This is a genomic window from Streptomyces sp. NPDC001204 (assembly GCF_053598035.1).
Window position 1 is genome coordinate 1 of the sequence record NZ_JBSFJL010000007.1, and the last position, 25,770, is coordinate 25,770.

The window sequence follows — 25,770 nt, forward strand, 5'->3', positions numbered from 1 at the left end:
ACGCCCGGTTACATTCCGAACCCGGAAGCTAAGCCTCACAGCGCCGATGGTACTGCAGGGGGGACCCTGTGGGAGAGTAGGACGCCGCCGAACAAATTTTAAGAAAGGGCCCACACCGAAAAGGTGTGGGCCCTTTTGTTTTGGTGCATTACCGTGGCCCCATGAGCAGCCCCAGCAGCACCGAACAGTACGTCGTCCGTGCCGTGCGCACCGAGGAGTGGCCCGCCGCGAAGGCGCTACGGCTGGTCGCGCTCCAGGACCCGGTGGCCCACCTCGCCTTTCTGGAGACGTACGACGACGCCGTGGCCAGGCCGGACTCGTTCTGGCAGGAGCGGACGGCGGGGGCCGCCGTGGGGTCGGACGAGGCCCGGCAGTTCGTCGTGGAGGGGCCGGACGGCGAGTGGGCCGGAACCGTGACCGTACTCGTGGAGGAGGCCGGCACGACGGACTGGGCCGGGTTCCCGGTCGAGCGGCGGCAGGGACATGTCGTCGGTGTCTACGTGCGGCCCGAGCACCGCGGGTGCGGGCTGACCGAGGTCCTGTTCGACGAGGCCGTGCAATGGGCCTGGGACACCGGCGTGGAGCGGGTGCGGCTGATCGTGCACGAGGACAACGGGCGGGCCCTGCGTTTCTATCGCAGGATCGGGTTTTTGCCGAGCGGGGTCACCGTGCCGCTGACGGCCGGTTCGGCGGAGTCCGAGCTGGAGTACGTCCTCGAACGCCCCTGAGGGCCCTGGTCATGCCGGGAGTTCGTCGTGCGGCCAGCGGGCGCGTGCCTGCTCGCGGGAGCGGAGCAGGGCCAGCGTGGGCAGCCCTTGGTCGGCTCCGTCGGCCAGCAGCCCCGGGAGCTGGGGCAGCGGGGCGACGGCGGCCACGTCGTCCAGGACGAGTGTGAGTGGTGGGTCGAGGCGACCGGAGGATGACCGTTCGGCCATGCGCCGGCCGCGCTCGACCACGCTTGAGGCGAGTGCCGTCAGGAGGGGCATCGCACCCGGGTTGGTCCGGGGATCCTCGAGGGATTCGCCGACCACATAAAGCGTGCCCCCTTCGTTCACGAAGGAATCCAAGGCGACGGCATCAGTTCGGTTTGGAGTGCAGGCCTCGCGGATGTTCACCGTGAACAGTGAGGCCAGCGCTCGACCGGTCAACTCCTGGGCAAGGTCCCGCCGTTCGGGGTGCGAGGTGAGTGAGGCCTCCAGCTCGCCGGCCGATCCGGCGGCGGCCTTGGGGTTCGTACGGAGGATTCGCACGGCCTCCTGGACCTGTGTGCCCTGCGCCCAGCGGTGGACGTGGCGGACGGCGCGGCCGTCTATGGCGGCGGCGTGCAGGAAGCTGCGCAGAAGGGTCTCCGCGGTGTCGCCGGTCGCCTGGTCGACCTTGGCGGTGGGGCGGACCGGGGCGAGCAGCGCGGCGGCCCTGGCGGCCGCCGTCGCCCTGTCCTCGCAGCCCGCCGTGGGGGACCAGTGGAGGCGGGCCGGGGTGTCGCAGAGGTGGACGGGGTCGTAGAGGAGGACCGGGCCCAGCTTGGCCCGGGAGTCCTTCGTGTCCTGCCACACGGCCGGGTTCGACGTGATGACGAGCGCTGGGCCTGCCGCGTCCCGGATCGCCTGCGCCGCGGCCGCCTGCCGGGCCTCTCGCGGCGCGATCAGGACCTTCTCCCGCCCGCCGGCCGGCCCGCCATGGCCGCCGGCGGCGAAGGGCACGAGGGGCTGTGCGAGGGGCGTCGCGGGTGCCGTCCGGTCCGCGGGCCGCGCTGCCTCGACCGGCTGCTGGACATCCACGGTCTGTGGGGCCTCCGCGGCCTGCTGGGCGGCCACGAGCGGCCGTCCGGGCTCCGGGGTCGTCCGCTGGGCGGGGACCTCCTGGGGAACCGGCGCAGGCACTACCTGCGGCTCCGGCGCCGCCGCCCGTTCCTGGGCCGCCTCTCTCTCCGCCCGTCTGCGCGCTCTCCCGGCTCTCCACCGGGCCACCGTGCCCAGCACGAACACGGTCAGCACGAACAGCACCATCAACTGGCCGATGAACAGGCCCCAGAACAGCCCGTATCCCGACAGCCGCTCCGGTGCGGTGTCCGGCCAGGCGCCGGGAATGTCGTGCGAGTCGGCGATGAGGTGGCGCATCGCCAGTGGCGTGCGGGCGAAGGCGACCCCGGAGGGCCAGGAGCCGTTGGCGAACAGGCCGGCGAGTCCGGTGGCCGTCCACACCAGCAGGGTCATGCCGAGCAGGAAGGCCAGGACGCCGACCAGCAGGCTGTCGGGAACGCCGCCCTGGCCGTCCCGCCGGCCCTGGCGGCCCTGTCCGTGGTCGCGGTCGTCCGGTCTCACGCGTGCGTCCCCTCTAGGCCACCGTCGACTCCGAGGAGCCGTCCAGGTCGGCGATGTGCTGTCCCATGAAGGCCGCCGCCCGCTCCTCGGCCTCCAACTCCGCGGCGCGCAGGGTGTCGTCGGAGTGGCGGTCGCTGGAGGACTCCGTCATGGCGCGGTCGGTGAACACCAGCGGCCGTTCGGTCTCGGTGACCAGGTGTTTGACCACCTGGACATTGCCGTTGACGTCCCACACCGCGATACCGGGCGTCAGGGTCGGGATGATCTCGACCGCCCACCTGGGCAGGCCGAGCACCCGTCCCGTCGCCCTCGCCTCGTCCGCCTTCTGGGCGTAGATCGTCCTGGTGGAGGCCATCTTCAGGATCGCCGCGGCCTCCTTGGCCGCCGCTCCGTCCACCACGTCGGACAGGTGGTGGACGACGGCCACGAACGACAGACCCAGCCGGCGGCCGAACTTCAGCAGCCGCTGGAACAGCTGGGCCACGAACGGGCTGTTGATGATGTGCCAGGCCTCCTCGACCAGGAAGATGCGCTTCTTGCGGTCGGGGCGGATCCAGGTGTGCTCCAGCCACACGCCGACGATCGCCATCAGGATCGGCATGGCGATGGAGTTGCGGTCGATGTGGGACAGGTCGAAGACGATCAGGGGCGCGTCCAGGTCGATGCCGACCGTGGTGGGGCCGTCGAACATGCCGCGCAGGTCGCCGTCGACCAGGCGGTCCAGGACCAGTGCCACGTCCAGGCCCCAGGCCCGTACGTCGTCTATGGCGACGTTCATCGCCTCGGCCGACTCCGGTTCGGGGTGCCGGAGTTGCTCGACGATGTCCGACAGCACCGGCTGGCGTTCCACGATCGTCTCGTTGACGTACGCGTGGGCGACCTTCAGCGCGAAGCCGGAACGCTCGTCCAGGCCGTGGCCCATCGCGACCTCGATGATGGTCCGCAGCAGCGCCAGCTGGCCCGTGGTCGTGATCGACGGGTCCAGGGGGTTGAGCCGGATGCCGTGGTCCAGGGCCGCCATCGGGTCCAGCCGGATCGGCGTTATCCCCAGCTCCTCCGCGATGAGGTTCCACTCGCCCACCCCGTCCTCGCCCTGGGCGTCCAGGACGACGACCTGGCGGTCGCGGAAGCGGAGCTGGCGCAGGACGTAGGTCTTCTCCAGCGCCGACTTGCCGTTGCCGGACTCGCCGAGCACCAGCCAGTGCGGCGCGGGGAGTTGCTGGCCGTACAGCTGGAAGGGGTCGTAGATGTAGCCCTTCCCGGAGTACACCTCGCGCCCGATGATGACGCCCGAGTCGCCCAGACCGGGCGCGGCGGTGGGCAGGTAGACGGCCTGGGCCTGGCCCGTGGACGTTCTCACCGGCAGCCGGGTCGTCTCCACCTTCCCGAACAGGAAGGATGTGAAGGCGTCCGTGAGTGCGGTCAGCGGGTCCCGCATCAGAGCATCAGCCCCTACCGTCGGATTCCGGTGGCGAACGGAAGCGTGTTCACGAAGGCGCGGTGGTGCTCGCGGTCGCACCACTCCAGTTTCAGGTAGGACTTTCCGGCCGAGGCTCTGATCGTCCGCTTGTCGCGGGCCAGGGACTCGGGGGAGCGGGAGGACACGGTGATGTAGCCGACCAGGTTGACGCCGGCCGCGCCGCTGGCGAGGTCCTCGCCGCGCTGGTCGAGGCGGCTGTGGGCGGCCACGTCGCGCGGGTCCACGGTGCGGTTCATCTTCGCGGCGCGGCTGGCCTCGGCGACGTCGTTGGTCTTCTCGGTCAGCATGCGCTCGATGGCGACCTCGGTGGGTTCGAGGTCCATCGTGACGGCGACGGTGCGGATGACGTCCGGGGTGTGGACGAGGAGGGGCGCGAGGAAGTTCACGCCGACCGGGGTCATCGGCCACTCCTTGACCCAGGCGGTGGCGTGGCACCAGGGTTCGCGGGTCGCCGACTCGCGGGTCTTGGCCTGGAGGTACGTCGGCTCCATGGCGTCCAGTTCGGCCGGCCAGGCGTTGCGCTTGGTCATCGCCTGGATGTGGTCGATGGGGTGGTCCGGGTCGTACATGGAGTGGATCAGCGAGGCCAGCCGTCCCTGACCGAGCGGCTGCCGTACGCGGATGTCGGCTTCCTGGAGCCGGGAGCAGATGTCGGTCAGCTCGCGGGCCATGACGACCGCGAGTCCGGCGTCCCGGTCCAGTCTGCGGCCCGCCTGGGGCCGGGCGGCCCGTGCCATGGCGTGGGCCTCGGCGGCGAGTTCGCGGGTGTAGTGCATGCAGGCGACGAGGTAGGCGCGGTGCTGCTCGCTGCTGGTGGACACCATGGACTGCAGTTGGTCGTAGGACCCCCGGAGCCACTGCGGCGCCCGCTCGTTCCCGCGTACGGTGACGTCCTTGGCGTGGGCGTCGGGGTCGGCGGGGAGGGTGCGGGCGAGCATCTGCAGGCGGGTGACGAAGCCGTCGCCGTTGGCCACGTGCTTGAGCAGGGTGCCGAAGCGGTCGACGAGGGCCTCCTGGTCCTCGGAGTCGCGCAGGCCGACGCCGGGGCCCTCGATCTCGATGGCGGCGGTGACCGTCTTGCGGTCGGCGTGCAGCAGTACGGCGATCTCGTCCGGTCCGAACGGCGCGGCGAGCCAGGTGATCCGGCCGATGCCGGGCGGCGGCCCGATCTCGACCTCGCGGCCGTCCAGGTCCGTTCCGGCCTCCATCACGCCCGAGCGGTAGACGGCGCCGCTCTTGACGGTGCGCTTGTAACTGCGGTTGATCTCGAACCACTTGTAGAACGTGCGGTGCCGGTACGGCACGTAGACCGCGGCCAGCGACAGCAGCGGGAAGCCGGTCAGCAGCACGATGCGCAGGGGCAGCACCGGGACCAGCAGGCCGCACATCATGCCGATGAACGCGCCCGCGATGATCAGGACGATCTCACCGGTCTCGCGGTTGCGGCCGACGATCGCGTTCGGCCGGGCGCGGCCGATCAGATATGTACGGCGGGGCGTGACCGTGTGGGACACATGGGAATCGGTCGTCAACGCCCTTCACCTCCCGTGCGGTTGGTACTGCTCTTGCGGGTGCTTCCGGCGTGGGGGGTGTTCACCGGGCTGGGTGCGCGGGGAGCGGGCGCGGCGGAGGGGACAGATCCGCCGCCGCCGTCCGGGACGCGCGCGCTGTGCGCGGCGACGCCGCCGGAGACCGGGTTGGCCGGGCGCGCGGACGACTGGCCGCCGCCACCGCCGTTGCTGTCGGCCCGGGTGCTGTGGGTCTTGATGCCCTGTGCGACCAGGCTGGCCGGGGAGCTGATGACCGCGGCGGCCTTGCCCTCGGCGCCCTGCATGATGCGGTTGTTGCGGCCGACTGCGATCTCGTCGCCGAAGCCCGGGACGAACCGGTAGATCATGGCGCTGGCGAAGATGGCCAGCAGGATGATCGCGAGGCCGGAGACGACCGCGGAGAAGGCGCCGGGTCCGTTGTCGCCCGAGGACAGCGCGCCGGCGAGCCCGAGCACGATCACGATGACCGGCTTCACCAGGATCACCGCGATCATGATTCCGGCCCAGCGGCGTACGTGCCCCCACAGGTTCTTGTCGACCAGCCCGGCGTAGACGACGGTGCCGAGCAGGGCGCCGACGTACAGCAGGGCGGCGCGGATGACGAGTTCCAGCCAGAGCACGCCGGCGGCGAGGATGGAGACCAGGGAGACGACTATCAGCATGATCGGTCCGCCGCCGATGTTCTCGCCCTTGGCGAGCGCGGCGGAGAACGTGCCGAAGAAGGTGCCGGCCTGGTCGCCGGTCGCCTTGGCGAGGACGTCGGAGACGCCGTCGGTGGCCGAGACGACCGTGTAGAGGATCAGCGGGGTGAAGGCCGAGGCCAGCACGGTCAGCCAAAGGAAGCCGACCGCCTCGGAGATGGCGGTGGACAGCGGCACGCCGCGCACGGCCCGCTTGGCCACGGCCAGCAGCCAGAGCAGCAGCGTGAGCACGGTCGACGCGGCGAACACGACGGCGTACTGCTGGAGGAACTTCTGGTTGGTGAAGTCGACGTTCGCGGTCTCCTGCACGGCCTTGCTGAGCTTGGTGACGGTCCAGGAGGCGGCGTCGGCACAGCCCTTGGCGAGGGAGGAGAGGGGGTCGAGGGTGGAGGTGGGGTCGGTGGTGAGGCCGTTGGACCGCTGTCCGCCGCTGCCCTTTTCGCAGTACTCCTTGGCAGGACCCCGGATCAGTCCGCACGGGTCCTTGCTGCCCGTCGGCGAGGGGCTCGGGTCGGGCGAGGGGTCGGCGGCGGCACGGGTGGCCAGCAGCACGGCAGCGGTCTGTACGGCGGCGACGGCGGCCGTCACCTTGAGCAAGCGGTGGTTAGCGCGCATACGTGAACCCTCCGTACTCCTCGACGGCCTTCGTCATGTCGTCGGCGGTGGAGGCCTTTTGGTCGCGGCCGACCGGCACGGGGCCGTCCTCCTGCTGGAAGTCGGTGATCTTCCAGTCGTTGTCGACCCACGTCAGCTGGTACGTGGTGGTGTACCAGCTCTCGGTGACGGGGTTGGTCGACGCCTCGCCGGACAGGCCGAAGAGCGAGGTGTACCAGACCGCTACGGTCGCCTCGCTCGAACTCACCGATGTGATCTTGGTACCTACCGGGACGACGCGGGAGATGAACGTCTGGCCGGCCGGTGCGGAGCCGTCCTTGTTGAGGCCGATGTTGCTGAGGAACTTCTCGCTCGAGTACGCGCTGTCCAGGTCCGACTGGCGACGGGTGGCGACCTCGGGGGCGTAGACGGCATTGACGATCCGGTGCCGCTGGTCGGCTCGGAACATGTCCGCCGAGCCGAGTGCCACCGAGTAATTCGCGGCAGCGCTCTGCGCCCCCTGTTCGTCGTGTGCGAACCCCGACGGGATTCCGTTCGTCTTCGTCTGCACCGGCTGTTTGCCGGTGGCCGCGGTCGCCGCCGCCTTCGGTTTGTCGGCGTTGCCGCCGGCGGCGGGGGAGCGGCCTCCCGAGCGGTTCGCGAAGGCGATCGCGGCGATGAGGAGGACGACCACGGCGACCACCGTGATCAGGCTGCGCGAGGACGAGCGGCCGCCGCGCCGCGCGCCGCCGTAGGGGTCGCCGGGCCGGTCCGGGAGCCGGGTGCGGGTCTGCCCGCCCGCGTACGGCCCGTCGTCGGCGCGCGCCGAATCGCCGTACCCGTGCCCGTCTGAGCGACTCATGCGCCTTCCGCCCCCTCGACCTCGTACCGGAATGCGTGGAAGTACGACGGTAGCCGTGCTGGTTCCCGCGTGGACGCGGTGTGGTGACTCGACATCAGGGAAACGCAACCTCGGCCGGTGGGCACGGTGGGTGGGTAGGGGCAGCGGGGGCACCGGGCGCGCCCGGAGGGTCCGGCCGGCGGTGCGCACGGAGCACCGTGCGCGGCATGCGCGGGTGTGCGCCGGTTACACGGCCATGCCGTACACGATGGTGAAGAGCGTGCCGAGTGAACCGATGATGAACACGCCCGTCAGACCGGCGATGATCAGGCCCTTGCCCTGTTCGGCACTGAACGTGTCGCGCAGGGCCGTGGCGCCGATGCGCTGCTTGGCGGCGCCCCAGACGGCGATGCCGAGGCAGAGCAGGATGGCCACGGCCATCACCACCTCGATCATCACCTTCGCCTCGTTGCCCAGGCTGCCGAAGGGGCCCCAGTTCGGAGCGATCCCGCCGATGATGGTGTTGATGTCTCCCTTGTCGGCCGCAAAGAGCATGTAAGTCACCGCCCCTGTTGGGTAGTTCCGCGTCCCCTGCCCTTGTGCAGAGGTCAGGCCCATTCTCGCCGACAATGACGCCGCCGTATGTCGACTTGGCGGCATTGCCTGGTGGGTTTCGTACGTATGGTCACTCTGTGTATCACGGCAGGTCACGCCGGGCAATGAAGTCCGAACGCAACCCGTGGTGTGGTTCCGTCGTTGACGTTTCTTCCGTGCCGGTACGGTTTCTGACGACCAGTCGGGTGAGCGGTCGTCCGTGGCCGATGGTCTCACGCTTTTCCGCGGCGGCACCGCGTTCGCGTGTCCGCCGGATCCGGCGTCGAGCGGGCCGTCGAACGGGCCGTCGAGCGGGCCGCGCCGGGAGGGGCAGGTCGGGAGGGGGTGTGAGGCCGGTCATACGATGAACGGGCGTTTCACAGGAGAATCTCAGGGAAGTCGGGGTCCGATTCTCACCCTCGTCCATCACAGTGGAGCCTGATGAAGCGCACCACAGGTATCAAGAGCACCGCTGATCGCGCACGGCCCGGGCATCGCCGGGCACGTGCGCGGGCGTTGTTCGCCGCTCTGGTGCTGCTGGCCGCGACCTCCGCTTCCGTCGCGGCCGCGCACGACGGCCCCGGCCGGCTCGGGGCGAGCGGGCCGCTCGGAGTGACCGCCGTCACGTCGAAGACCCCGCAGAGCGCCCGGGTCGGGGCGCTCTTCGGCGCGGACAAGGCCGGCGACCTCGCCGGCAACCACTTCTGCACGGCCTCGGTGGTGCACAGCCCCCACCGGAACCTCGTCGTCACCGCCGCCCACTGCCTGAGCGGGGACTCCGGCCTGGTGTTCGTGCCGGGGTACCGGGACGGCCGGGCGCCCTACGGCGTGTGGACGGTCGGGCGGCGCTTCCTGCCCGACGACTGGTCCGCGCACCAGGACGAGGACAGCGACATGGCCTTCGCCGTGCTCGCCCCGCAGGGCGGCAAGGGTGTCGAGGACGCCGTCGGTGCCAACCGCTTCGTCACCGGGGCGTCGACCGGGGCGACCACGGTCACCCTCACCGGCTACCCGGACTCCCGTGAGGCGCCCATCAGCTGCACCAACAGGCCGCAGGCGCACAGCGGCACCCAGCAGCGCATCGACTGCCCGGAGTTCACCGGCGGCACCAGCGGCAGCCCGTGGATCAACGAGCACCAGGAGGTCGTCGGCGTGCTCGGCGGCCACGAGGCGGGCGGTTCGACGGCGGACACCTCGTACAGCGTGGTCCTCGGGGCCGGCGCGGCGGAGCTCTACAAGCGCGCGACCGCCGATCCCTGATCCGCGGCGCGCTCCCGGCGGGGTCGCACGGCGGCCGGCCGCCGTGCCGCCCTGCGCCCGTGTGTGATCACCTCAAAAGCGCGGTGGGCACCTCTACACTGTCGACGGCGGACTCCCGTGCGACGAGGGGCGGTTGACGGTGCGTAAGGCATGGATCGTGGCGGCCGCCGCCGCCGCTTCCGGGCTCAGCTTCGTCACCTTGCTCGTCGTCGGTGTGTACGTCGTCGCGGGGAACATCTCGGGCGGGGCGGGCGGCGGGGCCGTGGGGCTCGCCAAGGGCGCCGTGCCGGCCGCGTACCAGTCCCTCGTGCAGAGGTGGGGCAACCTCTGCCCAGCGATCAACCCGGCTCTGCTGGCTGCCCAGTTGTACCAGGAGAGCGGGTTCAACCCGAACGCCAGGAGCCCCGCCGCGGCGCAGGGGATAGCGCAGTTCATCCCGAGCACCTGGGCCACGCACGGCATCGACGGCGACGGCGACGGGAAGGCGGACGTCTGGAACCCCGGCGACGCGATTCCGTCGGCCGCGTCCTACGACTGCGAACTCGCGTCGTACGTCAAGGACGTGCCGGGCGACTTGACCCACAACATGCTAGCCGCCTACAACGCCGGGGCCTACGCGGTGATCAAGTACGGCGGCGTGCCGCCGTACGCGGAGACCCGGAACTACGTGAAGACGATCACGACCCTGGAGAAGAGCTTCGCCGCCCCCGTCACCCGCGTCGATCCCTCCAAACAGGCCGCCGTGGCCATCTCCTTCGCGCAGAGCAAGCTCGGTACGCGCTATCTGTGGGGCGGGAACGGCACCGCTGAGCAGGGCGGACGGTTCGACTGCTCGGGGCTGACCAAGGCCGCCTACGAGAGCGTGGGGGTCACGCTGCCGCGGGTCGCCAACGACCAGTACAACGCCGGTCCCCATCCCAAGCGGGACGAACTGCTGCCGGGGGATCTGGTGTTCTTCTCCGACGATCCGACCAACTCGCGGGCCATCCGGCACGTCGGCATCTACGTCGGCGGCGGGTACATGATCGACGCGCCGAGACCGGGCGCCGTGATCCGCTTCGATCCCATCGACACACCCGACTACTTCGGGGCCACCAGGGTCACCGAGGATGGCGCGAAAGCGCTCCCCACCGCGGTGTGAACGGGCGCTGAACCAACTCCCTGAGCTGCGGCGACGAGTCTCTCTTCGATAACGTCTGCGTGATCATTCGGTGGAGTGCGGAACGCAGCCATCAGGGTCGTGCGTTGGTGTTGACGTAGCCAAGTGCGCGACCGGTGACGTGTGTGCCCTGCGCGCGCGGCGGAAGCGGATCTACGACCACGGGGGTGGGCAGGGGCGGCGCACGCCGGGTGCGCCCGCGACGACACGACGAAGGGGCCTCAGCAGGATGGCTGGACTCGCCGAATCCGGGTCGAACCCCGACGTCGACCTGCTCTACGACATCAACAGCCTGGCCAAGGACGCGCCGCGCTGGTTCGACCGGGTCATGGAGTACGTCGGTGAGTACGGGCTGCTGCTCGCCATGGTGCTGCTCGTGCTGTGGTGCTGGTGGTCCGTGCGGCGCCGGGGCGGCGAGGGGGCGGCGTCCGCCGTCGCCGCGCTGGTGTGGGCGCCGCTGGCGGCCGGTCTCGCGGTGCTCGTGAACGTGCCGATAAGGGGTTTCGTGCAGCGGCCCCGGCCCTTCCTGGACCATCAGGGCCTGGACGTCCTGGTGCAGGGGAAGACCGACTACTCCTTCGTGAGCGACCACGCGACCATCACCATGGCGATGGCGGTCGCGCTGTTCGTCGTCGACCGGCGCTTCGGCCTGGTGGGCATCGGGCTGGCGCTGTTCGAGGGGTTCTGCCGGGTGTACATGGGCGTGCACTACCCGACGGACGTGGTCGGCGGGTTCGCGCTGGGTACGGCAGTCGCGCTGCTGCTCTCCCCCCTGGCCATGGCTCTGCTCACGCCGCTGCTCAAGGCGGTCGAGAGGTCGGCGTGGGGCGGCCGGCTGGTGCGCGCGCGGGGTGCCGGTGCCGGTGCGGGCGACGCGGTGGTCTGCGACCGCCCCTCCGAGGAGCGGGCGTCGTCGGAGGAGCGGGACCTGGCGGCGTAGCCGGGCGCCCCGGGGCCCGTCGCGGCGCCCCGGCGGTACGGCCGTCCGCGGCCGGGCCTCACAGGCCCTGCGGGTACGAGAAGAAGTCCTGCGGGTCGTACTGGTGCTTCAGCTTGGTCAGACGGGCCGCCGCGTCGCCGTAGTAGGCCGTGCGCCAGTTCCTGAGGGTGGGGTCGCTGTAGTTCTGGTAGGCCGCGCCCGAGGCGTAGGGCCGCATGGCGTTGTGCGCCGACGTCAGCCAGGACTGGGCCGCCGAGCCGGTGGTGCCGGGGCGCCAGGAGGCGACGTACTGGGCCAGCATGCGGGAGCGGCGGTGGACGAAGGCCGTCGCCGTCGGGGAGACCCGGTTGACCGCCCCGCCGAGCGCGGTGAACGCGATGCTTCCCGCGCCGCCCCGCACCGAGCGCAGCCGGGCCAGCAGCGTTTGGATGCCGGCCGAGGACAGGGAGTGGTCGAAGAAGTCCGAGCGGGCCGCGTAGGTCTCGCGGCGGAGCTTGCCCTGCGGGGAGCGGCCGGGGGTCGTGCCCGGCAGGTGGCACTGGGCGTCCACCGGGAAGGACGAGCAGCCGGCGTAGGCCTCCATGGCCTGCTCGAAGGAGTGGCGCCTGAGCGACACGCTCGACGCCGGGGCGCCGACCGCCGAGGCCAGGCGGTCCACCGCGTTCTGCAACGCGCCGTAGGTGCCCAGGGAGAAGGCGGCCACGGACACGGTGGGCGTGCCGCCGGCCGGGCTCTCCAGGTGCAGGGACGACCAGATCTCGTCCGGCTGGCCGGGGCCCCAGTCCTGCCAGGCCTTCACGACCGCCGCCGCCTTCGCCCAGGGCCATTTCAGGTAGGCCGACACGGCCTGGGGCGCGGGGTGGGTCCTGAAGCCCAGTTCGGTGACGACGCCGAAGTTGCCGTTGCCCGCGCCGCGCAGCGCCCAGAACAGGTCCTTGTGCTGGGTGGCGTCGGCGGTCAGCTGCCTGCCGTCCGCGGTGATGAGGGTGGCCCGGGTCAGGCTGTCGCAGGTCAGGCCGTAGGCGCGGGCGACGACTCCGTGGCCGCCGCCGAGGACCAGGCCGGAGATGCCCACGGTCGGGCAGGAGCCGCCGGGGATCGTCACGCCCTTCGCGGTGAGCGCGCGGTAGATGTCGATGAGCTTGGCGCCGGCGCCGATCACCGCCGAGGAGCCGCTCGCCCGGACCTGGCTGAGCCTGGAGACGTCGATGATCAGCCGGCCGTCGCCGGAGGACCAGCCTCCGTAGGAGTGGCCGCCGTTGCGGACGGCGACGCGGACGTGGTGGGCGTGGGCGTAGGACAGGACCGTCCGGACGTCCTCGGCGTGGGCCACGTACGCGACCGCGGCGGGCTTGAGACTGTCGAAGCGGGTGTTGTAGAGCTGCTTGGCGGTCGTCCAGGAGGCGTCGCCGGGGCGGACCAGGGTGCCGTCCAGGGAGCGGGCGAGCGCTGCCCAGCCGGTCACGGCCGGGGGGCTGGTGGTTCTCGGCGCCGTACTCGCGGCGGGGGTGCCGGAGACCGCCGACATCCCCGTGGCGGTCGTCCGGGCCGTCACCCCGCCCCTGCCGCTGCACGCGCTCGTCGCGATCGCGGCGACCGCTGCCGCGCCGCCCCCCAGGAAAGTCCGTCGTTCCATGCCCGCACCTCCTGTCGTTCCTGCGGAACGAGACGACGAGGTGGCCCGGAGGGTTCCGGGGAACCACGCCGCAGGATTGCCACAGTACGGCGGTCGGAGCGTCACCGACACGCGAGCGCGGGCCGCATCGGTCGCGCGGGCCGCCGGCGCGGTGCAGTCTGCGTGGAGGGGAACTCGGCGGACTCCCCGGTGTCCGGCGCGCCCCCGTGTCCGTGGCGACCGGCCTTCCGGCCATGTCTCCTCCGTGGCCTCGACGTAAGCATTCCGTGACCTCACCGCACTGTCGGCAGGGGTTCACCCCGCGTTCACTTCCGGCAATCGGCGGCTTCACCTGTTCTGCCTAATTTCGGCCTTACCCGGTGCTGATGCGCAGGTCGGTGCATCGGTGTCGCTCACACCCTCGCACGCCGCCGGACAGGACGGCGGCTCTTGGAAGGAACTCAAGTGAAGCTTCAGCGCAAGACCCGGCGGGCACTCGCTCTCGGCGCACTCGCCGTCTCCGGCGCCCTGGCCCTCACGGCGTGCGGCTCCGACGACACCGGTGGCAAGAACAACGCCGGCAGCGACAGCAGCACCGCGGCCACCAACAGCTCCATCAAGTGCGACGACGCCAAGGGCCAGCTGCTCGCCGACGGCTCCTCGGCGCAGAAGAACGCGATCGACGCCTGGGTGAAGCAGTTCAGCCAGGCCTGTGGTGTGCAGATCAACTACAAGGGCGGCGGCTCCGGCGCCGGTGTCACGGCGTTCACCCAGGGCCAGGTGGCCTTCGCGGGTTCCGACTCGGCGCTCAAGCCCGAAGAGGTCACCGCCTCCCAGAAGGTCTGCACCGATGGCGGTCAGGGCATCGACCTGCCGATGGTCGGCGGCCCGATCGCGCTCGGCTACAACGTCCCGGGCGTGGACAACCTGGTCCTCGACGCTCCCACCCTGGCGAAGATCTTCGACAGCAAGATCAAGAACTGGGACGACGCGGCGATCAAGAAGCTGAACCCCGACGCCAAGCTGCCCAACCTCAAGATCCAGGCGTTCCACCGCTCGGACGAGTCCGGCACCACGGACAACTTCACCAAGTACCTGAAGGCCGCCACCCCCGAGAACTGGAAGTACGAGGGCGGCAAGGCCTGGCAGGCCAAGGGCGGCCAGGCGGCTCCGCAGTCCTCCGGTGTGGCCCAGCAGGTGAAGCAGACCGAAGGCGCCATCGGCTACTTCGAGCTGTCGTACGCCAAGGACATGTCCACGGTCGACATCAACACGGGCGCCGCGGCTCCGGTCAAGGCCACCGTCGAGAACGCCACCAAGGCCATCGCGGACGCCAAGGTCGTCGGCACCGGCAGCGACCTGGCGCTGCAGCTGAACTACAAGACCAAGGCCGAGGGTGCCTACCCGATGGTCCTGGTCACGTACGAGATCGTCTGCGACAAGGGCAACAAGGCCGACACCCTGCCGGCCACCAAGGCGTTCCTGCGCTACATCGCCAGCGAGGAGGGCCAGAACATCCTCACCGAGAACGACTACGCGCCGATCCCTGACGCGATCATCAGCAAGGTCCGCACCACCATCGACGGCCTGAGCTGATCCGAGTGCGGCCCGGTCCCCCAGCGGGGTCCGGGCCGCACCGTCCGGTGCACCGCCGCCAGGAGACGTACGCCCGCGTACGTCTCCGCAGACCGGAGATCCCGATGGACATATCAACGCATACGACAGGCGCCGACGCGCCTTCCCCACAGCCCGCCGAGGCCGAGCAGAAGCGTGCCGCCCGCGGCGCCAGCCGCCCCGGAGACCGGATCTTCCTCGGTCTCACCCGTGGGTCGGGCATCCTGCTGCTGGTCATCATGGCCGCGATCGCGGTCTTCCTCACCTACCGTGCCTCCCTGGCGATCAGCAAGGACCACGGCAACTTCCTGACCACCTTCGAGTGGAACACCAGCCTTCAGCCGCCGGTCTTCGGCATCGCCGTGCTGGCCTTCGGCACGGTGGTCTCCTCGATCATCGCCATGGTCATCGCGGTCCCCGTCGCGGTTGCCATCGCGCTCTTCCTCACGCACTACGCCCCCCGCCGGCTGAGCGGTCCCATCGCCTACGTGGTCGACCTGCTCGCCGCCGTGCCGTCCATCGTGTACGGCCTGTGGGGCGCGCTGATGCTGGTCCCGCACCTGGACGGACTGTTCGGCTGGCTGAACGACTACCTCGGCTGGACCGGCGTCTTCTCCTGGGAGGGCGGTGCCCCCCGCTCGATGCTCACCGTCGGCATCCTGCTGGCGATCATGATCCTGCCGATCATCACCAACGTCAGCCGTGAGGTCTTCCGTCAGGTCCCGCGGATGCACGAGGAGGCGGCCCTGGCCCTCGGCGCCACGCGCTGGGAGGTCATCCGCATGTCGGTGCTGCCCTTCGGGCGGTCCGGCGTGATCTCCGCCTCGATGCTCGGCCTCGGCCGTGCGCTCGGCGAGACGATGGCCGTCGCCACCGTGCTCTCCCCGGACTTCCTCATCCACGGCAGCCTGCTCGACCCGGGCGGCGGCACCTTCGCCCAGAACATCGCCAGCAAGTTCAGCGAGGCGACGGAGTACGGCCGTGACGCGCTGATCGCCTCCGGTCTGGTCCTGTTCGTCATCACTCTGCTGGTCAACGGCGCGGCCCGTCTGATCATCGCCCGCCGCAAGGACTACTCGGGGGCCAACGCATGAGCCACGCAGCCATCGCCGACAAGCGCTCCAGCAGTCTGCGCGGCGCCAGCCTGCCCAAGTGGTCCCCGTGGGCCATCGCCCTCGGCTCGCTCGTCGTCGCGGTCCTCATCGGTCTGGTGGGCGGCCTCCACAGCCGCGTCCAGTGGGGGCTGATCGCCGCCATCCTCTTCGTCCTCGGTACGTACGGCATCGCCGCCCGCGTCGAGGGCCGCCGCCAGGCCAAGGACCGGGTCGCGACCAGCCTCGTCTGGGTCGCCTTCCTGATCGCCCTGGTGCCGCTGGTCTCCCTGGTCTGGACGACCGTCCAGCGCGGTGTGAAGGTCCTGGACGGCTACTTCCTGACCCACTCGATGGGCCTGGTCGCCGACACCGAGCCGGGCGGCGGCATCTACCACGCCATCATCGGCAGCCTCGAACAGGTCGGCCTCGCCACCCTGATCGGCGCGCCGGTCGGTGTGCTCACCGCGATCTACCTGGTGGAGTACGGGAGCGGCAGGCTCGCCAAGGCCATCACCTTCTTCGTCGACGTGATGACCGGCATCCCGTCGATCGTCGCGGGCCTGTTCATCCTCAGCCTGATGCTGATCTTCAAGATGCAGCCGTTCGGCTTCGCCGGTTCGCTGGCCCTGGCCATCCTGATGATGCCCGTCGTGGTCCGCTCCACGGAGGAGATGCTCAAGCTCGTACCGAACGAGCTGCGTGAGGCGTCCCTCGCCCTGGGCGTGCCGAAGTGGCGCACCATCCTGCGGGTGGTCCTGCCGACCTCCATCGGCGGCATCACGACCGGCATCGTGCTGGCCATCGCCCGTATCGCCGGTGAGACCGCCCCCGTGCTGCTGCTGGTCTTCGGCAACCCCTTCATCAACACGAACCCCTTCGAGGGGGCGCAGTCCTCGCTGCCGCTGTACATCTACCAGCAGTACGCGAACAGCGCGGGCTCGGGCGCGGCGTACGACCGTGCGTGGGCGGCCTCGCTCACCCTCATCGCCTTCGTGATGATCCTCAACCTCGTGGCCCGCGGCATCGCCCGCTGGAAGGCCCCCCGTTAACGATCTGCGGCTGCTGCCGCGCGGGGCCTGTCAGCGACCCCCGGACTTTTGGAAGTGAAGTAGTCATGGCCAAGCGAATCGATGTCAGCGGGCTCACCGCCTACTACGGCGCCCACAAGGCGATCGAGGACATCTCGATGACGATCGAGCCGCGCTCGGTGACGGCGTTCATCGGCCCCTCCGGCTGCGGCAAGTCGACGTTCCTGCGCACCCTCAACCGTATGCACGAGGTCACCCCGGGCGGCCGGGTCGAGGGCAAGGTGCTCCTGGACGAGGAGGACCTGTACGGCGCCGGGGTCGACCCGGTGGCCGTGCGCCGCGAGGTGGGCATGGTCTTCCAGCGCCCGAACCCCTTCCCCACCATGTCGATCTTCGACAACGTGGCGGCGGGACTGCGGCTGAACGGCAACTACCGCAAGAGCGAGCTGAGCGACATCGTCGAGAAGTCGCTCAAGGGCGCCAACCTCTGGAACGAGGTCAAGGACCGCCTGAACAAGCCCGGCTCGGGCCTCTCCGGCGGTCAGCAGCAGCGTCTGTGCATCGCCCGCGCCATCGCGGTCGAGCCGAAGGTGCTGCTCATGGACGAGCCCTGCTCCGCCCTCGACCCGATCTCCACGCTCGCCATCGAGGACCTGATCGGCGAGCTGAAGGAACGCTTCACGATCGTCATCGTGACGCACAACATGCAGCAGGCGGCGCGCGTCTCGGACCGCACGGCGTTCTTCAACCTGGCGGCCGTGGGCAAGCCGGGCCGGCTGATCGAGATCGACGAGACCGAGCGGATCTTCTCCAACCCGTCCGTGCAGGCGACCGAGGACTACATCTCCGGCCGCTTCGGCTAGACCGCCGGTCCTCCCCGGATCCCTCGCGGTGCTGCATGGCGGTGCCACCGCGAGGACGCAGAAGGGCCCGCCCCCGGCTCCCGGGGGCGGGCCCGCGCGATTTCACCGGCCGGGGTGCGCGCCCGGCCGCTCACTCGGCGACTTCGGTGCGCTCCCACCACTGGTAGACGGTGACGTGTCCTTCCTTGCTGTCCTCGTGGCGCGAGGTGACCTTGTAGTGCTCGTATCCCCCGAGGTGCGGGATCTTCAGTTCCTGTCCGGGAGGGACCACCGGCACCACGGTGCCCGCGAGGTCCTCCGGCCCGCCTTCGAGGAGTGCCTTGCTCGTCATGGTTCCAGTGTCACCACACCGGGCCCGGCTGCTACAGGAACGCCAGTCTGATCAGCCAGAAGGCGCAGGCCGCCACGATCGCCGCGGCCGGCATGGTGATGAACCAGCCCAGGACGATGTTCTTCGCCACGCCCCAGCGGACGGCGTTGACCCGCTTCGTCGCGCCCACACCCATGATCGCCGAGGTGATGACGTGGGTCGTGGAGATCGGCGCCTTGAAGAGGTACGCCGTGGCGAACATGATCGACGCGCCGGTCGTCTCGGCGGCGAAGCCCTGCGGCGGGTCCAGTTCGATGATCTTGCGGCCCAGGGTGCGCATGATGCGCCAGCCGCCCGCGTAGGTGCCCAGCGACAGCATGAGCGCGGAGACCAGCTTCACCCACACCGGGATCGGGTCGCCGTACGTCTCGACGCCGCCGATGACCAGCGCCATCACCACGACACCCATGGTCTTCTGGGCGTCCTGCAGACCGTGCCCGAGGGCCATGCCGGCCGCGGACACCGTCTGCGCTATGCGGAAGCCGCGCTTGGCCTTGTGCGGGTTGGTGCGGCGGAAGATCCACATGATCGCCGTCATGACCAGGTAGCCGACGATCAGGCCGATCACCGGCGACAGGAACATCGGAGTGACGATCTTGTCGAGCACCCCGGACCAGTACACCGTCGTACCGCCCGCGAGGGCCGCGCCCACCATGCCGCCGAACAGGGCGTGCGAGGAGGACGAAGGAAGGCCGAAGTACCAGGTGACCAGGTTCCAGACGATGGCCCCGAGCAGGGCCGAGAAGAGGATGCCCATCCCCTTGCCGCCCGTGGGTGTCTGGATCAGACCCTCACTGACGGTCTTGGCGACCCCGCTGCCGAGGAAGGCGCCGGCGAGGTTCATCACCGCGGCCATCGCCAGCGCGGCGCGCGGGGTGAGCGCCCGGGTCGACACGGAGGTCGCGATGGCGTTGGCGGAGTCGTGGAAGCCGTTGGTGTAGGCGAAGCCGAGTGCGACCAGAATGGTCAGGATCAGAGCGAAGGTGTCCATGGACGCCTCAGGACTCCTTGACCGCGATGGTCTCCACCGTGTTCGCCACGTGCTCGAAGGCGTCCGCGGCTTCCTCCAGCACGTCCACGATCTGCTTGAGCTTCAGCACCTCGATCGCGTCGTACTTGCCGTTGAACAGGTGGGCGAGCAGCTTGCGGTGGATCTGGTCCGCCTGGTTCTCCAGGCGGTTCACCTCGATCCAGTACTCGGTGAGGTTGTCCATGGTCCGCAGATGCGGCATGGCCTCGGCCGTCAGCTCCGCCGCCCGGGCCAGAACCTCGATCTGCTGCTCGACGCCCTTGGGCAGTTCCTCGACGTTGTAGAGGACGACCAGGTCGACGGCCTCCTCCATGAAGTCCATGATGTCGTCGAGGGACGACGCGAGGGAGTAGATGTCCTCGCGGTCGAAGGGCGTGATGAACGAGGAGTTCAGCTGGTGGAAGATCGCATGCGTGGCGTCGTCACCTGCGTGTTCCGCGGCCCGCATACGCTCTGCGATCTCGGCCCGGGCGGAAGCGTCCGCCCCGAGCAGTTCCATCAGGAGTTTCGAGCCCGTGACGATGTTGTCCGCGGACGCGGCGAACATGTCGTAGAAGCTCGTCTCCCTGGGGGTCAGACGAAAGCGCACGTGGGGTCCTCGGGGTGCTTCGGTTCGGGTCAGGGTGATGTTAAGCGCATCATCCGGCCACGGCTAAGGGGCCGTCCCCCAGTGTCGCCCATGAGCCCCCGTGCTCGGTACGGGGGCATGCCAAGGCTGCTGCCGCCCGGCAGAATTCGTTACGATATACCCGCCAGGGGTATGTCTCCTCGGTGTGTACCGAGAATTCCGAGAGCGAGGACGCGATGACGACCACCGAGGCCGGCGCGACGGCGACCTCCGAGAACGTGAGCGGAATCACCGGACACGAGCCCGTCACGCACGGTTACCACAAGCAGAAGGACGAGCACCTCAAGCGGCTCCGCCGGATCGAGGGCCAGATCCGCGGGCTCCAGCGGATGGTCGACGAGGACGTCTACTGCATCGACATACTCACCCAGGTGTCCGCCTCCACGAAGGCTCTCCAGTCCTTCGCCCTGCAACTGCTGGAGGAGCACCTGCGGCACTGCGTCGCCGACGCGGCCCTCAAGGGCGGGTCGGAGATCGACGCGAAGGTGGAGGAGGCCACGAAGGCGATCGGGCGGCTGCTGCGCACCTGAGGCTCACCGGTCCGGGCGGCTGCCGGGGTACGTGGGGCTCACCTGCCGGGAGGCTTCCGGCGGGCCCCCGGCGTTCTCCGGCCCGTGCAGGCCTCGCGCTCCTCGGCCACCCGCAGCACCTCGTCGATGCTCTCCAGGCTGAGCCGCTCCTCGGCGGCCGAGGCCGCGATGATCAGCTCGCCGCACAGCTCTATCTCGGCGAGGGCCACGTGGTCCTGGACTGCCGTACCGCCGAGCGGAGCCACGCGCGTCACCTCTTCCCTGCCGTCTGCCGCTGCCGACTTCCTAGGGTAGGGAGCGGCCCGCGCGCGGCGCATGGCACCAAAGGGCTAGTTCGCCGGTCATTTCTCGGCCCGTTCGGGTCCGTCCCGGCTCACTCCTCGGCGATCCGCCCGGTGTAGATGTCCTGCGGCCGCGGCAGCGTCACGGTCACCGGCGTCCCGAAGGCGTACAGCAGCGTCGTGGAGAAGACGGCGACGGTGCGCCCCAGCTGCCCGTTGACGAAGGCGAAGCTCTGCCGGAGCTTGCGGATGCGGCCGTGGTCGTCGAGATAGACGTCGAACGGGACCGAGGTCGTGGCGAACCCTTTCGCCGCCGCGTTCAGTGCCTCCTCGTCGGCCGCCGTGGCGCTCTTCGCCGCCAGGGCGAGATCGGCGGTGCCCCGGTAGTGCCGGACCGGTACCCCAGCGACCTCGGTCCTCTCCACGTACGTGGCCGTGCGCGTGCCGCGCAGCACCTCGGCGGCGGCGAACGGGTCGGTGGCGCCGCCGGTGACCAGGTTGCCGTCGACGAGGGTGGCCGTGTCCACCCGCACCCACTTGTCGGCCGGCACGCCCGCTCCCCGGTTCTTCATGAACAGGGCGCCCGGTGCGAGGAGTTCGGTGATCGGCACGTGCTCGGCGGCCCCGGCCGGGTCCTGCGGCAGCACCAGCGTCAGCCGCCCGCGCTGCCCGCGGAAGTCGTAGCCGCCCTCGCCGCGGATCGTCACACGGGTCCCGCCGGTGGCCATCTCCATCGACGTACGGGTCTGCGCGCTGCCCGCCTCCAGCAGCACGTCCGGCGCCTGGCGCAGGGTCTGCACCGGATCGGTCGCGGCGCGCGCGTCCTCGGCGGCCGCGCCGCCGCCGGAGCATCCGGTGGCGCACGCGCCGGCCAGGACGGCTGCCGCGAGCACCGCGCCGCCCGTCCCGGCCCGCGCGCCCGGCCTCACCCGAGCACGAGCAGGAGGGACACCCAGCCGCCGCCGCACCGCCATCGCCCTGCCTACCCCCAGCTGTTACGTCCGTCACGGGCCCCTGTCGTCCGGTCAACGACGAGTGGGTGGCCCCCGTCACGCACGCACCCGATCCACAGGGGCCGGTAACGTCCCGTTCACCTGGCGTGGGTACGTTTGTCGACGTGGTGCAGCATGAGGGCCTGAGCCCCGCCCAGGAGGACCGTAGGAGCAGGGACGCCGTGGGACACCGTGCGACGACCGTCGAACAGGGCCGTTTCTGCCTGGCCCGCTGCAGCTGCGGCTGGCGCGGGCCGGCCCGCCGGGCCCGCAGCCTGGCCCGCACGGACGCGCTGGGGCACGAGGGCGGCGCCTGACCGCACCGGCACGCTCAGCCCTGGCGCAGGGCCGCCGCCAGTTCGTCCGCCAGCTCGCGGTCGCGGAACTGGGTCAGCCGGTTCCGGGCTTCGGCCGGGGACAGCCACAGGACGCGGTCCACCTCCTTGTTCGGGGTGAAGCGTCCCGCGACGGCCTCGGCGGCCCAGTAGCGGACCTGTTTGGGCCGGCCGCCCGCCATGTACGTCACGGTGCTCAGCTCGACGCCGGCGACGGCGACGAAGCCCGTCTCCTCCGCCACCTCGCGCAGCGCGCCCGCCAGCGGGTCCTCACCGCGCTTGAGCTTGCCCTTGGGGTGGGACCAGTCGTCGTACTTCGGCCGGTGGACCAGGCACAGCCGGAGCGTGCCGTCCAGCGGCGAGCGGCGCCACAGCACGCAGCCGGCCGCCAGGACGGGCGTGTCGTTCGGGTCGGGTTCGGTCACCGGTGTTCACCCGTCCTGTCAGCCGGCGCCGACGGCCTGCTTCTGCCACGACTGCTGGAAGGCGAACCTGGCCGCCTCCACCTCGTGCCGCTGGTCCGCGTGCAGCACGCCGAGCGCGTACGCCGTCGCCGGGGCGATGCGCGGGGTGCGGGCCGCCGAGGCCGCGGCGGCCGCCGCCTCCGAGGCGTCGCGGTGCCGGTCGAGGGCCTGGCCGGCCGCCAGCAGACGCACGATCACGGGCGAGTCGGCTCCGTCGAGGACCTCGCGGGCGTACCGGTGCAGGCGCAGCAGCAGGCGGACCTGGTGCCAGGGGGCGTCCTGCGGGTGCGGGGACGGGTCCGGGGACAGGCCGTGGACCAGGGCCTCCGCGTTGTACGGGTTGCCGGCGGTGACGAGCGGGAGGGCGGCGACGGCGTCCGTCAGGCGCTCCCGGGCGGCGGCGGCCAGCGGGCTCAGGTCCGCGGTGGCGGCGGCTGGGGTGAGGGGGACGTCACTGGCGAGTACGGCCACCTTGTCCGCGACGGCGTGGAAGCGCGCGGAGCCCAGTGCCTGGAGGGCGGTCGAGTGCGCCCGGGTCCGGGCCAGGGTGAGCTGGCGTTCCAGCAGGGCGCCCGCTTTGGCCGCGCCCACGGTGAGGTTGCCCCGGTCCACGCCGCGGCCGCCCGGGACCTCCTCGGTGGGCTGGGCCGGCAGGACCGCTGTTCCGGAGAGCCGGTGCAGGGCCAGCAGCAGCCGTTCCAGGCAGGACTGGCAGGCGTGTTCCCGGGCCAGGGTGCCGGACAGCCACGCCAGTTCCGGGCACAGCTCCGCCGACCAGGCCTCCTCGAGCAGGGGGCGGAACGTGTGCACGCTGCCGCTGATGCGGCGGGCCGAGCGGCGTAGGGCGCGCGCGGCGTCGGCGGACTCCACCGTGCCGTGCCCCGAGCCGCCGGTCTCGCGGTGCAGGCGCAGCGCGCGGAGGAACTCCGTGGCCTGGGCCCGCAGATAGCACGCGAGAGCGTCGGCGGTGGGGGCACCGCCCTGCTCCAGCGCGGTCGGCGACTCGGGGGAACTCCCGGCCGTGGAGTCCGTCGGGTCAAGGTGTTGCTGTGCCACGCCGGCGCCTCCGGGCGTCTATGAGCATCTCCTGGATGTTGCGCAGGGGTTGGCCGTCCGAGTCGGTCGCGTGCCGGGTCCACTCGCCGTCCGGGCCGAGGTGCCAGGAGGAGGTGGTGTCGGACATGCCGGTCTCCAGCAGCCGGTTGAGGGCCGCCCGGTGGGCCGGGTCGGTGACCCGGACCAGGGCCTCGATACGGCGGTCGAGGTTGCGGTGCATCATGTCGGCGCTGCCGATCCACACCTCGGGCTCGCCGCCGTTGCCGAAGACGAAGACCCGGGAGTGTTCGAGGAAGCGGCCGAGGATCGAGCGGACGCGGATGTTCTCCGACAGGCCGGGCACGCCGGGGCGCAGGGCGCAGATGCCGCGCACCCACACGTCGACCGGCACACCGGCCTGGGAGGCGCGGTAGAGCGCGTCGACGACCGCCTCGTCGACCATCGAGTTCACCTTGATGCGGATGGCGGCGGGGCGCCCGGCGCGGTGGTGCTGGATCTCCTTGTTGATCCGGGCGATCAGCCCGTCGCGCAAGGACTTGGGGGCCACCAGCAGCCGGCGGTAGGTCTCGCGGCGGGAGTAGCCGGAGAGGCGGTTGAACAGGTCGGAGAGGTCCGCGCCGACCTGCGGGTCGGCGGTGAGCAGGCCGAGGTCCTCGTAGAGGCGGGCCGTCTTCGGGTGGTAGTTGCCGGTGCCGACGTGGCTGTAGCGCCGCAGCGTGTCGTCGCCTTCCTGGCGCACCACCAGGGACAGCTTGCAGTGGGTCTTCAGGCCGACCAGCCCGTAGACGACGTGACAGCCGGCCTCCTCCAGCTTGCGCGCCCACTTGATGTTGGCCTGCTCGTCGAAGCGGGCCTTGAGCTCGACCAGGACGAGGACCTGCTTGCCCGACTCGGCGGCGTCGATGAGCGCGTCGACTATGGGGGAGTCGCCCGAGGTCCGGTACAGGGTCTGCTTGATCGCGAGCACGTCCGGGTCGGCGGCGGCCTGCTCCAGGAAGGCCTGGACGGAGGTCGAGAAGGAGTCGTAGGGGTGGTGCAGGAGCACGTCCCGGCTGCGCAGCGCCGCGAAGATGTCGGGGGCCGAGGCGGACTCGACCTCCGCCAGTTCCCGGTTGATGCCGGCGACGAACTTGGGGTACTTCAGCTCGGGCCGGTCGAGGCCGTGGATGCGGAAGAGGCCGGTGAGGTCCAGGGGGCCGGGCAGCGGGTAGACCTCCGCCTCGCTGATCTTCAGCTCGCGCACCAGCAGGTCGAGCACCTCGCGGTCGATGGACTCCTCGACCTCCAGGCGCACCGGCGGCCCGAAGCGGCGCCGCATGAGCTCCTTCTCCAGGGCCTGGAGCAGGTTCTCGGCGTCGTCCTCCTCGACCTCCAGGTCCTCGTTGCGGGTGAGCCGGAAGGTGTGGTGCTCCAGCACCTCCATGCCCGGGAACAGCTCCTCCAGGTGCGCGGCGATGACGTCCTCGAGGGGGACGTAGCGGCCCGGGGAGCTCTCCAGGAACCGGGACAGCAGCGGCGGCACCTTGACGCGGGCGAAGTGGCGGTGGCCGGTGACCGGGTTGCGTACGACCACGGCCAGGTTCAGGGACAGGCCGGAGATGTACGGGAAGGGGTGCGCGGGGTCGACCGCCAGCGGGGTCAGCACGGGGAAGATGCGGTGCCTGAAGAGCGTGAACAGGCGGGCCTGCTCCTTCTCCGTGAGCTCGCTCCAGCGGACCAGGTGGATGCCCTCCTCCGCGAGTGCGGGGGCGACGTCCTCGTGGTAGCAGGCGGCGTGCCGGGCCATGAGCTCGCGCGAGCGGGCCCAGATCATCTCCAGCACCTCGCGCGGTTGCAGCCCGGAGGCGGACGGGGTGGCGACGCCGGTGGCGATACGGCGCTTCAGTCCTGCGACCCGGACCATGAAGAACTCGTCCAGGTTGCTGGCGAAGATCGCGAGGAAGTTCGCGCGCTCCAGCAGGGGTGTGCCGGGGTCCTCGGCGAGTTCGAGGACGCGCTCGTTGAAGGCGAGCCAGCTGCGCTCCCGGTCCAGGAAACGGCCGTGCGGCAGCAGCTCCCCCTCGGCCGGTGCCTCCACGTACCCGTCGAGGTCGGCGTCGATGTCCGGTTCCAGGTCGGAGACCGTGGCCGCCACGGTGTGCGGGCGGTGCGCGGCGATGGAGCCCACGGAGGGCTGCGGGTTCTGTGCGGTGGCAGGGCCCGCGGGGCCTTCCACGAGGGTGGTGGGAGCCGACGGGGTCTGCGCTGCCTGGGTGTCTGGCTGGCTCATGAACCTATTCTTCCGCGCCTGCGGCGGGACAGGCGCGTCGAAGGGCACGCGCGGGAGCACGGCGGCGGTCCCCTCGCGGGGCGGCTCGGGCTCTGGCGCGGCGGGCTTCACCGCCAGAGCGTCGCAAGGCCGTCTGAACCAACGGTTACGGACACATG

Annotated in this window: 25 protein-coding genes and 1 rRNA gene; 11 read left to right on the forward strand and 15 right to left on the reverse strand. The window is 70.7% G+C overall.

From position 1 onward, the window contains the following. Positions 1–93 (forward strand): 5S ribosomal RNA (rrf, locus tag ACWC91_RS11860); the annotation flags it as partial. Between the two features lie 68 nt (positions 94–161). Further along, the gene (locus tag ACWC91_RS11865) at positions 162–728 is read left to right on the forward strand and encodes a GNAT family N-acetyltransferase (protein ID WP_225074478.1); all 567 of its coding nucleotides are present in this window, start codon (positions 162–164) and stop codon (positions 726–728) included. Positions 729–737: 9 nt separating this feature from the next. Here ACWC91_RS11865 and ACWC91_RS11870 read toward each other — a convergent pair whose 3' ends face one another. The 6 genes from ACWC91_RS11870 to ACWC91_RS11895 form a co-directional block, all read right to left on the reverse strand. After that, positions 738–2,324, reverse strand: coding sequence for a type IV secretory system conjugative DNA transfer family protein (locus ACWC91_RS11870; RefSeq protein WP_450644603.1), 1,587 nt, complete (start codon positions 2,322–2,324; stop codon positions 738–740). A gap of 13 nt (positions 2,325–2,337) precedes the next feature. Continuing rightward, entirely contained in the window at positions 2,338–3,762 is a 1,425-nt protein-coding gene (locus ACWC91_RS11875) for an ATP-binding protein (RefSeq protein WP_225074480.1), read from the reverse strand. A 14-nt stretch (positions 3,763–3,776) separates the two neighbouring features. Further along, positions 3,777–5,336, reverse strand: a complete 1,560-nt coding sequence (locus tag ACWC91_RS11880) for an SCO6880 family protein (protein WP_225074481.1) — start codon at positions 5,334–5,336, stop codon at positions 3,777–3,779. Then, the gene (locus ACWC91_RS11885) at positions 5,333–6,670 is read right to left on the reverse strand and encodes a hypothetical protein (protein WP_450644600.1); all 1,338 of its coding nucleotides are present in this window, start codon (positions 6,668–6,670) and stop codon (positions 5,333–5,335) included. The genes ACWC91_RS11880 and ACWC91_RS11885 overlap by 4 nt, the downstream gene beginning before the upstream one ends. After that, on the reverse strand, positions 6,660–7,511 hold the full coding sequence (locus ACWC91_RS11890; protein WP_225074483.1) for a hypothetical protein: 852 nt from the start codon (positions 7,509–7,511) through the stop codon (positions 6,660–6,662). The genes ACWC91_RS11885 and ACWC91_RS11890 overlap by 11 nt, the downstream gene beginning before the upstream one ends. Positions 7,512–7,736: 225 nt before the next feature. Beyond that, positions 7,737–8,045 (reverse strand): hypothetical protein, encoded by a 309-nt coding sequence (locus ACWC91_RS11895; RefSeq protein WP_009189392.1) that lies wholly within the window; start codon positions 8,043–8,045, stop codon positions 7,737–7,739. Positions 8,046–8,525: 480 nt separating this feature from the next. Here ACWC91_RS11895 and ACWC91_RS11900 point away from each other — a divergent pair, with 480 nt between their 5' ends. The 3 genes from ACWC91_RS11900 (at position 8,526) to ACWC91_RS11910 (ending at position 11,443) form a co-directional block, all read left to right on the forward strand. Next, a complete protein-coding gene (locus tag ACWC91_RS11900; RefSeq protein ID WP_225074484.1) occupies positions 8,526–9,344 on the forward strand; it encodes a trypsin-like serine peptidase in 819 nt (272 codons plus the stop codon). A gap of 133 nt (positions 9,345–9,477) precedes the next feature. Beyond that, positions 9,478–10,485: a C40 family peptidase gene (locus ACWC91_RS11905; protein ID WP_376502536.1), complete on the forward strand. Its 1,008-nt coding sequence runs from the start codon at positions 9,478–9,480 to the stop codon at positions 10,483–10,485. 247 nt (positions 10,486–10,732) lie between these two features. Beyond that, complete coding sequence (locus tag ACWC91_RS11910) at positions 10,733–11,443, forward strand: phosphatase PAP2 family protein (RefSeq protein WP_376502539.1); 711 nt, start codon at positions 10,733–10,735, stop codon at positions 11,441–11,443. 58 nt (positions 11,444–11,501) lie between these two features. Here the strand turns inward: ACWC91_RS11910 and ACWC91_RS11915 are convergent, their stop codons facing one another. Beyond that, on the reverse strand, positions 11,502–13,079 hold the full coding sequence (locus ACWC91_RS11915) for an FAD-binding oxidoreductase (protein ID WP_376502541.1): 1,578 nt from the start codon (positions 13,077–13,079) through the stop codon (positions 11,502–11,504). Between the two features lie 444 nt (positions 13,080–13,523). Between ACWC91_RS11915 and pstS the strand changes: the two genes are divergently transcribed. The 4 genes from pstS (at position 13,524) to pstB (ending at position 17,657) form a co-directional block, all read left to right on the forward strand. Continuing rightward, positions 13,524–14,654 (forward strand): phosphate ABC transporter substrate-binding protein PstS, encoded by a 1,131-nt coding sequence (gene pstS, locus ACWC91_RS11920; RefSeq protein ID WP_281156519.1) that lies wholly within the window; start codon positions 13,524–13,526, stop codon positions 14,652–14,654. A 104-nt stretch (positions 14,655–14,758) separates the two neighbouring features. Then, entirely contained in the window at positions 14,759–15,766 is a 1,008-nt protein-coding gene (gene pstC, locus ACWC91_RS11925; RefSeq protein WP_225074489.1) for a phosphate ABC transporter permease subunit PstC, read from the forward strand. After that, complete coding sequence (gene pstA, locus ACWC91_RS11930; RefSeq protein WP_225074490.1) at positions 15,763–16,815, forward strand: phosphate ABC transporter permease PstA; 1,053 nt, start codon at positions 15,763–15,765, stop codon at positions 16,813–16,815. Before pstC ends, pstA begins: the two co-directional genes overlap by 4 nt. Positions 16,816–16,880: 65 nt before the next feature. Beyond that, a complete protein-coding gene (gene pstB / locus ACWC91_RS11935; RefSeq protein ID WP_225074491.1) occupies positions 16,881–17,657 on the forward strand; it encodes a phosphate ABC transporter ATP-binding protein PstB in 777 nt (258 codons plus the stop codon). 130 nt (positions 17,658–17,787) lie between these two features. Here the strand turns inward: pstB and ACWC91_RS11940 are convergent, their stop codons facing one another. Genes ACWC91_RS11940 through ACWC91_RS11950 form a run of 3 tightly spaced genes read right to left on the reverse strand, consistent with a single transcriptional unit; the run spans position 17,788 to position 19,646 of the window. Next, complete coding sequence (locus ACWC91_RS11940; protein WP_141360038.1) at positions 17,788–17,988, reverse strand: DUF5988 family protein; 201 nt, start codon at positions 17,986–17,988, stop codon at positions 17,788–17,790. A 31-nt stretch (positions 17,989–18,019) separates the two neighbouring features. After that, positions 18,020–19,018, reverse strand: coding sequence for an inorganic phosphate transporter (locus ACWC91_RS11945; RefSeq protein ID WP_141360039.1), 999 nt, complete (start codon positions 19,016–19,018; stop codon positions 18,020–18,022). Positions 19,019–19,025: 7 nt separating this feature from the next. After that, positions 19,026–19,646, reverse strand: a complete 621-nt coding sequence (locus ACWC91_RS11950; protein ID WP_026252685.1) for a DUF47 domain-containing protein — start codon at positions 19,644–19,646, stop codon at positions 19,026–19,028. Positions 19,647–19,861: 215 nt separating this feature from the next. Here ACWC91_RS11950 and ACWC91_RS11955 point away from each other — a divergent pair, with 215 nt between their 5' ends. Beyond that, positions 19,862–20,215, forward strand: coding sequence for a metal-sensitive transcriptional regulator (locus tag ACWC91_RS11955; RefSeq protein ID WP_281156521.1), 354 nt, complete (start codon positions 19,862–19,864; stop codon positions 20,213–20,215). A 38-nt stretch (positions 20,216–20,253) separates the two neighbouring features. Here the strand turns inward: ACWC91_RS11955 and ACWC91_RS11960 are convergent, their stop codons facing one another. Together ACWC91_RS11960 and ACWC91_RS11965 are read right to left on the reverse strand one after the other, a co-directional pair. Then, entirely contained in the window at positions 20,254–20,469 is a 216-nt protein-coding gene (locus ACWC91_RS11960; RefSeq protein WP_225074493.1) for a hypothetical protein, read from the reverse strand. A 119-nt stretch (positions 20,470–20,588) separates the two neighbouring features. Then, positions 20,589–21,389: a hypothetical protein gene (locus ACWC91_RS11965; RefSeq protein WP_281156522.1), complete on the reverse strand. Its 801-nt coding sequence runs from the start codon at positions 21,387–21,389 to the stop codon at positions 20,589–20,591. Between the two features lie 224 nt (positions 21,390–21,613). Here ACWC91_RS11965 and ACWC91_RS11970 point away from each other — a divergent pair, with 224 nt between their 5' ends. Next, the gene (locus tag ACWC91_RS11970; RefSeq protein ID WP_225074908.1) at positions 21,614–21,805 is read left to right on the forward strand and encodes a hypothetical protein; all 192 of its coding nucleotides are present in this window, start codon (positions 21,614–21,616) and stop codon (positions 21,803–21,805) included. Between the two features lie 14 nt (positions 21,806–21,819). On the opposite strand, the gene ACWC91_RS11975 is transcribed toward ACWC91_RS11970, so the two are convergent. Genes ACWC91_RS11975 through ACWC91_RS11985 form a run of 3 tightly spaced genes read right to left on the reverse strand, consistent with a single transcriptional unit; the run spans position 21,820 to position 25,723 of the window. After that, on the reverse strand, positions 21,820–22,248 hold the full coding sequence (locus ACWC91_RS11975; protein ID WP_225074495.1) for an NUDIX hydrolase: 429 nt from the start codon (positions 22,246–22,248) through the stop codon (positions 21,820–21,822). Positions 22,249–22,266: 18 nt separating this feature from the next. Next, positions 22,267–23,343, reverse strand: a complete 1,077-nt coding sequence (locus ACWC91_RS11980; protein ID WP_225074496.1) for a CHAD domain-containing protein — start codon at positions 23,341–23,343, stop codon at positions 22,267–22,269. Beyond that, positions 23,324–25,723 carry an RNA degradosome polyphosphate kinase gene (locus tag ACWC91_RS11985; RefSeq protein ID WP_374113886.1) on the reverse strand — a complete coding sequence of 800 codons (2,400 nt, stop codon included), beginning with the start codon at positions 25,721–25,723 and terminating at the stop codon, positions 23,324–23,326. Before ACWC91_RS11985 ends, ACWC91_RS11980 begins: the two co-directional genes overlap by 20 nt. Positions 25,724–25,770: the final 47 nt, after the last annotated feature.

What these genes read in the sequence shown, in the direction of transcription:
- ACWC91_RS11865 (WP_225074478.1), top strand. Translation starts at nt 162, where the DNA reads ATGAGCAGCCCCAGCAGCACCGAACAGTACGTCGTCCGTGCCGTGCGC.
- ACWC91_RS11875 (WP_225074480.1), bottom strand. Translation starts at nt 3,762, where the DNA reads ATGCGGGACCCGCTGACCGCACTCACGGACGCCTTCACATCCTTCCTG.
- ACWC91_RS11885 (WP_450644600.1), bottom strand. Translation starts at nt 6,670, where the DNA reads ATGCGCGCTAACCACCGCTTGCTCAAGGTGACGGCCGCCGTCGCCGCC.
- ACWC91_RS11890 (WP_225074483.1), bottom strand. Translation starts at nt 7,511, where the DNA reads ATGAGTCGCTCAGACGGGCACGGGTACGGCGATTCGGCGCGCGCCGAC.
- ACWC91_RS11895 (WP_009189392.1), bottom strand. Translation starts at nt 8,045, where the DNA reads ATGCTCTTTGCGGCCGACAAGGGAGACATCAACACCATCATCGGCGGG.
- ACWC91_RS11900 (WP_225074484.1), top strand. Translation starts at nt 8,526, where the DNA reads ATGAAGCGCACCACAGGTATCAAGAGCACCGCTGATCGCGCACGGCCC.
- ACWC91_RS11910 (WP_376502539.1), top strand. Translation starts at nt 10,733, where the DNA reads ATGGCTGGACTCGCCGAATCCGGGTCGAACCCCGACGTCGACCTGCTC.
- ACWC91_RS11915 (WP_376502541.1), bottom strand. Translation starts at nt 13,079, where the DNA reads ATGGAACGACGGACTTTCCTGGGGGGCGGCGCGGCAGCGGTCGCCGCG.
- pstC (WP_225074489.1), top strand. Translation starts at nt 14,759, where the DNA reads ATGGACATATCAACGCATACGACAGGCGCCGACGCGCCTTCCCCACAG.
- pstA (WP_225074490.1), top strand. Translation starts at nt 15,763, where the DNA reads ATGAGCCACGCAGCCATCGCCGACAAGCGCTCCAGCAGTCTGCGCGGC.
- pstB (WP_225074491.1), top strand. Translation starts at nt 16,881, where the DNA reads ATGGCCAAGCGAATCGATGTCAGCGGGCTCACCGCCTACTACGGCGCC.
- ACWC91_RS11940 (WP_141360038.1), bottom strand. Translation starts at nt 17,988, where the DNA reads ATGACGAGCAAGGCACTCCTCGAAGGCGGGCCGGAGGACCTCGCGGGC.
- ACWC91_RS11945 (WP_141360039.1), bottom strand. Translation starts at nt 19,018, where the DNA reads ATGGACACCTTCGCTCTGATCCTGACCATTCTGGTCGCACTCGGCTTC.
- ACWC91_RS11955 (WP_281156521.1), top strand. Translation starts at nt 19,862, where the DNA reads ATGACGACCACCGAGGCCGGCGCGACGGCGACCTCCGAGAACGTGAGC.